Here is a 7,459-nt window from a genome sequence, read left to right on the forward strand (position 1 = left end):
TCGCGGCTGACGCCCATGCCGCCCATCACCTGGACGCAGCGGTCGGCAACGCGGAACAACGCTTCCGACACCGCCACCTTGGCCATAGAGCTTTCGACATTGCCGGTCTCGCCCCGGTCCAGGGCATCGGCACACCAGTCGATCATCAGGGCCGATTGCTGCAGGTCGATCTGGTTTTCAGCCAGCATGAAGCCGACGCCCTCATGATCGACCAGCAGCTTGCCGAAGGCCTGGCGCTTGCAGGCATATTCGGTCGCGATTTCCTGCGCGCGCGTCGCCACGCCGAGCCAGCGCATGCAGTGCGAGAGGCGCGCCGGCGCGAGCCGGATCTGCGCATAGCGAAAGCCTTCGCCAGGCTGGCCCAGCATGTCGGACGCCTGTACGCGAAGATTCCTGATGACCACCTCGGAATGCCCGCCCGGCATGGAGCTGTCGATCGTGTCGAGGACGCGCTCGATGCGGATCGCCGGATCCGGCAGGTCGACGAGGAACATGCAGGCGCCCTCTTCGGCCTTCGCCATGACGATGCCGACCTTCGCGCCCTCGGCGCCGGTGATGAAGGTCTTGCGGCCATTGATGACCCAGTGATTGCCGTCCTGGACGCAGGTCGTCTGCATCATGGACGGATCGGAGCCTGCTCCGCCATCGGCGGCCGGCTCGGTCATGAAGAAGGCCGAGCGCGCCTCGCCGGAGACGAGCGGCTTCAGGAAGTGGTCGTGCTGGTCCGGCGTGGCGACCTTGCCGAGCAGGAACATGTTGCCTTCATCCGGCGCGCCGGTATTGCAGGCCACGGGGCCGAGGGGCGACAGGCCGGTCTTCTGCAGCACATGCGCCGTACCGCGCTGGGACAGGTGGCTGCCATCCTCGAGGATATGCGGTGTCATCACGCCGGCCGCGCGGGCCTTCTCGCGCAGCTCCTTCACAAGCTCGGCCGACGGCCCGTGCTCTTCAAGGCGTGGATCGCGCTCATAGGGAACGACAACCTTACGAACAAAAGTCTCGACACGCCTGGCGATCTCATCGGCCAGCTGGACATCTACGACCGTCACTATGGCATCTCCAATATTACTGTCATGGGGGTCCGCTACGGCACCCCTTGAATCTAACGACTATAGTTTTATACCCTTGTCAAATTGAATGGAGAAATTCCTGGCGATGCCTAAAGTAATTTTCTTGGACCATGAAGGGACCGAACGCCCTGTCGAGGCAGAGAGCGGCCACTCGGTCATGGAAACCGCAATCCGGAACGACATACCCGGAATCGTTGCCGAATGTGGGGGAGCATGCGCTTGCGCCACGTGTCACGTCTATGTCGACGAAAAGTTTCTGCCCAGGCTGGACCCGCCATCTGACTCCGAGCTCGCCATGCTGGAGTTTGCCGAAGGAACGACCCCTGCCTCACGACTTTCCTGCCAAATCGAGGTTAGTGAAGATCTCGATGGCCTGAAAATCACCACGCCGGAAACACAATACTAGTGAGCTTTCATGCCAGCAGATAGCAAACCGAGCGGTTTTGCCCTCGACGGAAAGGTTGCCCTTGTGACAGGCGCCGGATCGGGTCTCGGCCGACAATTTGCCAGAGCGCTGGCCCATGCTGGCGCCCGGGTTCATCTGGCCGGACGTCGGCCAGCCCCGCTCTTACGATTGCGTGATGAACTCACCGGACAGGGATGTAGCGTTTCCGCCGCCGCCCTCGACATCTGTGATGCGAAGGCCATAGAGGCGACCTTCGATCTGGTGGAAGAAACCCACGGCCGCGTTAACATCCTGGTCAACAATGCCGGCATCGCCGATGCTGATTTTGCCACCCGGCTCGATCTGGAAAAAATCGATCAGGTCATTGCCACGAACTTCAGGGCCCCCTTCCTTCTCTGCCGCGAAACGGCCCGCCGGCTCATCGAAGCAGAGGAGCCGGGCCGGATCGTGAACATCGCGTCTGTCGGCGCCTATCACTATACACCGTCATCGGCGTCGGCCCTTTACTGCGCCACCAAGGCCGGTGTGGTGCGATTGACCGAAACACTGGCGCTGGAGTGGGCAAAGTTCAATATCAACGTCAATGCCATAGCGCCCGGCATGTTCTATTCCGAAATGACGGATGACTTCATGGACCGTGTGGGAGACCGGGTCATCGAACGCACCCCTCGCAAACGCATTGGCGACCCGGCCTGGCTAGAGTCCACCCTGCTCTACCTGGTGGACCCTCGATCCCATTTCATAACTGGAACCTGTGTGGTTGCAGATGACGCGCAGGTCGCTCGCTAGCCGGCTGAACATTCAAGCCGGTAAGACCTGTTGACCCGGATCAGCGACACGCTATTACTGATCTAACGATATTAGTTTTTGAAACAGGGACGGACAGGTCTCAAACCTGTCCAGATCCCCTCTTTGGAGGAAGAGATCGTGACAGCTGAAATCGAAGCGCTCACTTCCGGCGCAGACGGCCCCTACTTCGAAGGTCTCAAAGCGGGTGAAATCCGGGTGCAAAAATGTGCAGGCTGCTCTGAAATCCACTGGCCCGCCGTGTTTCGCTGTCCGGATTGCGGAAGCTGGGAACATGTCTGGCAGACTGTGTCGCCAGAGGGACGGATATTCAGCTGGACGCGCACCTGGCACGCGTTTGGCGGACCGGCTGCGCACAAGCCCCCCTTCGTCTCGGTCGTCGTGAGCCTTTTGGATGCTGACCATGTGCGCCTGATCGGGACGCTCGACAGGCCAGATGCAGCCGTCGCCATCGGCGCCCGGGTGAGAGCCGACATTACAGAAGTCGACTTTCTGGATCGGAAAATTCCGACGTTAATCTGGTCACTGGTCTAGGGGAAATCATGCAGGGAATTGCGGGAAATATAGCGGCAGCAGGCATCGGCCTGCGCCAGTACAAGCGCGGGACAGCTCCGATGCCTGAACGGGGCGTTCTCATCGGTGCAATCATCGATGCGTGCGAGGACGCCGGACTCGCGCCTTCGGAAATCGATGGCTTTGCCTCCTTCGGGGACGACCAGAATGAACCGGTCCGGCTGATGCCCGACCTTGGTATCAAGGACCTCCGGTGGTGCAGTACGGTGTTCGGGGGCGGTGGAGGCGGCATTGCCGCCGCTATCGGGCAGGCGGCCGCGGCCATCATGACCGGTCAGGCCAGCGCAGTCGTCGTCTATCGCGCGCTGGTTCAAGGCAGTAGTGGCCGTCTGTCTGCAGCTGTGATGGCTCACCATCTCAACAGTCATATGGCGGGTGCAGGATTGGTGGCGCCTGCGCAAATGTGCGCCATCCGTGCCATGCGCCTATTCGAACATCATGGCGTGCCGCCCGAAGCGGCCGAAGCCATCGTGCAAGCCTGCTATTACCACGGCTCGCGCAATCCGGAGGCCGTAGCCTACGGAAAATCAATCTCGCACGAGGACTATGAAAAGTCGCGGATTATCAGCGAACCGTTTCACCTGTTCGACTGTTCGCGGGAAAACGATGGCGCCGGCGCGGTCCTGTTCGTCTCGGCGGAGAAGGCCCGGGATCTGAAGAAGAAACCGGCCTATGTTCTCGGCGTTGCGCAGGGTGCCGAAAAAGGCTGGGGCGACTTGCTCGAGAACGATGATGCGGACCAGTATGCGACAGCCGGTTTCAAGTCGGTGGCAAGGCACCTATGGGATCAGACGGGCCTTCGTCCGGACGATATCGACGTTGCCCAGGTCTACGAGAATTTCAGCGCACAGGCCGTCGCATCCATCATCGACCATGGCTTTTGCCGCATAGAAGAGGCCGGCGACTTCTTCCGGCTGGAGAATCTCATTGCACCTTCGGGCAAGCTGCCGATCAACACCTCTGGCGGCAATATCGCCCAGGGCTTCGTGCATGGCATTGGAATGATGATCGAAAGCGTCAGACAGATCCGGGGCGACTCACCCAACCAGGTGCCTGAGGCAAAGACATGTCTACTCGCAGGCGGACCGGGAGCTCCCATCGTAAGCTCAGCAATCTTTGGAAGTGAACAGCCTGATTGACCGAATGAACCACGAGTGTGGAAAGGGAGGAAACGAGATGCGGTTTGACAGTGATTACAGGATGCTCATCGATGGGCAGCTTGTCGAAGCAAATGAAACCCTGGAGGTGATCAATCCCGCTCACGGGACGGCCTTCGCGAGGTGCCCGCGGGCGTCACGGGACGACCTGGAGACCGCGGTCCAGGCCGCCCGGCGCGCATTCAAGGGCTGGAAGAAGACACCGATCGAAGACCGCCGGGCCGCTCTTAAAAAGGCAAGCGCGCTGATCATGGAAAATGCCGATGCGTTTGCGAGCCTGTTCACAAAGGAACAGGGCCGACCGACAGCCCTGGCAAAGGAAGAAATCATGGGGGCCGCCTACTGGCTGGCCAGCACGGCAGACCTCGATTTGCCGGTGGATATCACCGAAGACACCGATCATCGCCGGATCGAGGTTCATCATGAGCCGCTGGGCGTCGTGTGCGCCATCGTACCCTGGAATTTTCCGATGCTGCTCGCGAGCTGGAAGATTGCCCCTTCCCTTCTCACGGGCAATACGATCGTCCTGAAACCATCGCCCTTCACCCCTTTGTGCACGCTGAAGCTCGGCGAACTCCTGCGAGAAGTCTTTCCGCCGGGCGTTATGAACATCATCAGTGGCGGCGACGAACTCGGCCCCTGGATGACATCTCACCAGGGCTTTTCGAAAATATCCTTTACCGGCTCCACGGCGACGGGGAAGCGGGTCATGGAGTCCGCCGCGCGCGATCTCAAGAAAGTCACGCTCGAGCTGGGGGGCAATGATGCAGCCGTCGTCCTGCCGGATGTCGATGTGGACAAGGTTACGGAGCACCTCTTCAACGGTGCGTTCGCCAACACCTCGCAGATCTGCGTCGCGACAAAGCGGCTCTATGTGCACGAGGATGTCTACGACGCTGTTCGCGACCGCATGCATCAGCTGGCAAAAGCAGCGGCTGTCGGTGACGGAAGCGATCAGGGCAACATGTTCGGTCCAATCCAGAACAAGGCGCAGTATGAACGCGTTCTGGAGCTGCTCGAGGATGCCAGGAAAAGCGGCCTGACCCTTCTTCAAGGGTCCGATGTTCCCGGGGAGGGTTATTTCATTCCGCTGACCATCGTCGACAATCCACCGGAAAATTCGCGTGTGGTAAAGGAAGAGGCTTTTGGTCCGGTCCTGCCGATGATGAAATTCCGCGACATCGATGAGGTGATCGGTCGGGTCAACGATACCGATTATGGGCTAGCCGGGTCCGTCTGGTCGGCAGATATCGAACGGGCCAGGGAAATCGCGTCGGACATGGAAAGCGGCACAATCTGGATCAACCAGAATCTCCAATCCACACCGCTGACCCCGATTACCGGTCACAAGCAGTCCGGCATCGGCTCGGAAAATGGCGTGTACGGGTTGAGGGAATTCACACAGCCGAAAGCGATTTACATTCCGAAATCAGCGGATTCAGTTGCCTGACCCGCTTAATCAGCTTCCGCCGGTACGGACTTGGCAATGCCGAGCCGGCGGGCCTTCCTCTTCTCGGCTTCGGTCAGGCGCTTTTGCTCCTGCGGCAGATGGCGGAAACTCCGGAGAAACGACATGATCGTTTCCTCGAACAGCTCTTCATCGTCATAGGGATTTGACCGAACGGCCACGGCGAGATGCGGAAACTGTTCGAGGTCGAATTCGGGCATCGGCTCGACCCCGTACGATCTGGCGGCCGCCTCGAAAAGCGCCGAGCCATAGGTCAGTTTTTCAGTGCCCTCGATGATCACCATCTGCACCTCCGGCGGATACGGACAGAGCGAAGCCCAGAAATCGTAGGCCCCCAGAAGGATGCGTCTCGGAAAGAACTGGAGCAGGAGCGGCGCCGCATTGGGATGGCGAAGAATGGTGCGCCGCGATGATTTGCAGAGGCGCACAAGGGTCTTTTCCCAGTCATTTTCGTCAATCTTGGGTGCTTCGACTTCGCGCAGGAGAAGCAGGACCACTTCCGAAAGAAGCTCGTTCTTGTCCTTGAAATGATAATACAGGGACGGCGCCTTCACCCCGAGCCGCTTGGCCACAAGCTCAAGGCTGAGCGCGCGAAGCCCCTGCGTATCTATGATACTCAAGGCTGCGCTCGCCGCACTTTCGCGCGAAATCAAGGATTTGGACGGTCTTCCCATATCGACCCCTGCCTACAACAATATCTTGAAGTATTAGTTAGCGGTCGACCTCGAAGTAAACCCCGGAAGCTGTCAGGCTGACGGATTTTCGCCCATTGCCTGTAAAGCAATCTCTTTCATGGGAATGTTTGTATCGCTCAGGCGGTCAGCTGCAACATGCGCGCCTGACATGATGAGTTTTTTCGATGCCAGGAATTCCGGCGGGCTGTTGACCGCGTCCACGGCGATCAGCCGGCCGCCCTTCAGATAGAAGGCCGCGAACTTCTTCGCCTGCGGGTCGCCGCGCACCACGACCGTGTCATGGCCCATGGAGAGGCCGGCGATCTGCAGCTTCACGTCATACTGGTCTGACCAGAACCACGGGCAGTCGAGCTTCGGGCGCTCTCGGCCCATGATGGCGGCCGCCGCCAGCTTGCCCTGCTCGATGGCGTTGTGGACGCTTTCGAGCCGCCCCGTGCGGGCATAATGGGCCAGCGGACGCACCGTGCAGTCGCCCGCGGCAAAGACATGCGGGTCGGAGGTGCGCGCGTCTTCGTCGACGATGATCCCGTCGCGCACCGGCAGGCCGGACGCTTCGGCGAGCTCGACATTCGGCAGGATGCCGATGCCGGTCAGCACCATGTCGGCTTCGATCGCCTCGCCGCCCGCGAGCACCGCATGGGTGACCTTGCCATCCTCGCCAACGAGCTTGTCGAGCCGCGCGCCGAGCCGGATATCGACGCCGTGTTCCTTGTGCAGGTCCTGGTAGAATTCGGAAATGACGGGGCTGGTGACCCGCGAGAGCACGCGCTCGGCCATTTCCAGCACGGTGACCTCGAGGCCGAGCTGGCGCGCCACGGCGGCCGCCTCGAGCCCGATATAGCCCGCCCCGACAATGACCAGCTTCTGGCCGTCCATCATTTTTGGCTGGATATGCTCGACATCGGCCAGGGTGCGCAGGTCGAAGACATTCTTCAGTTCCGCCCCCTCGACCGGCACGGGCCGCGGGCGCGAGCCGGTGGCGATGATCAGCGCGTCATAAGCCAGGTGGCCGCCATGTTCGAGATGCACCTCGCGCGCCGAACGGTCGATCGACTCCACGCGCTGGGAAAGCAGCGTCTCGACCTTGTTGTCCTCATACCAGGCGGCAGGCTTGAAATAGAGCCGTTCCTCGCCGAGCTCGCCCTTCATGTAGGCCTTCGACAGCGGCGGGCGCTGATAGGGCAGCGCCGCCTCGTCGCCGACCAGGGTGATCGCGCCTTCATAGCCGAACAGCCGCAGCGACTGCACCGCCTGCGCACCCGCCTGACCACCGCCGATCACGA

General features: G+C 60.6%; 8 protein-coding genes. 5 read left to right on the forward strand and 3 right to left on the reverse strand.

Annotated elements, in window-relative coordinates:
• Positions 1 to 1,049: acyl-CoA dehydrogenase family protein (locus B8784_RS18895; protein ID WP_084399562.1), on the reverse strand; the 1,049-nt coding region annotated here is incomplete at its 3' end.
• Between the two features lie 106 nt (positions 1,050 to 1,155).
• Between B8784_RS18895 and B8784_RS18900 the strand changes: the two genes are divergently transcribed.
• The 5 genes from B8784_RS18900 (at position 1,156) to B8784_RS18920 (ending at position 5,463) form a co-directional block, all read left to right on the forward strand.
• Positions 1,156 to 1,476 carry a 2Fe-2S iron-sulfur cluster-binding protein gene (locus B8784_RS18900; protein ID WP_084399564.1) on the forward strand — a complete coding sequence of 107 codons (321 nt, stop codon included), beginning with the start codon at positions 1,156 to 1,158 and terminating at the stop codon, positions 1,474 to 1,476.
• Between the two features lie 63 nt (positions 1,477 to 1,539).
• Positions 1,540 to 2,265, forward strand: a complete 726-nt coding sequence (locus B8784_RS18905) for an SDR family NAD(P)-dependent oxidoreductase (protein WP_233356242.1) — start codon at positions 1,540 to 1,542, stop codon at positions 2,263 to 2,265.
• Positions 2,266 to 2,403: 138 nt separating this feature from the next.
• A complete protein-coding gene (locus tag B8784_RS18910; protein ID WP_158085750.1) occupies positions 2,404 to 2,817 on the forward strand; it encodes a Zn-ribbon domain-containing OB-fold protein in 414 nt (137 codons plus the stop codon).
• Positions 2,818 to 2,825: 8 nt separating this feature from the next.
• A complete protein-coding gene (locus tag B8784_RS18915; protein WP_084399570.1) occupies positions 2,826 to 3,995 on the forward strand; it encodes a thiolase C-terminal domain-containing protein in 1,170 nt (389 codons plus the stop codon).
• A gap of 37 nt (positions 3,996 to 4,032) precedes the next feature.
• Positions 4,033 to 5,463, forward strand: coding sequence for an aldehyde dehydrogenase family protein (locus B8784_RS18920; protein ID WP_084399572.1), 1,431 nt, complete (start codon positions 4,033 to 4,035; stop codon positions 5,461 to 5,463).
• A 5-nt stretch (positions 5,464 to 5,468) separates the two neighbouring features.
• Here the strand turns inward: B8784_RS18920 and B8784_RS18925 are convergent, their stop codons facing one another.
• Both B8784_RS18925 and B8784_RS18930 read right to left on the reverse strand, forming a co-directional pair.
• Complete coding sequence (locus B8784_RS18925; RefSeq protein ID WP_158085751.1) at positions 5,469 to 6,101, reverse strand: TetR/AcrR family transcriptional regulator; 633 nt, start codon at positions 6,099 to 6,101, stop codon at positions 5,469 to 5,471.
• Between the two features lie 126 nt (positions 6,102 to 6,227).
• Complete coding sequence (locus B8784_RS18930; protein ID WP_143435630.1) at positions 6,228 to 7,457, reverse strand: NAD(P)/FAD-dependent oxidoreductase; 1,230 nt, start codon at positions 7,455 to 7,457, stop codon at positions 6,228 to 6,230.
• Between the last annotated feature and the right edge of the window lie 2 nt (positions 7,458 to 7,459).

Source organism: Henriciella aquimarina (assembly GCF_002088975.1).
In the GTDB taxonomy this organism is placed as follows: Bacteria; Pseudomonadota; Alphaproteobacteria; order Caulobacterales; family Hyphomonadaceae; genus Henriciella; species Henriciella aquimarina.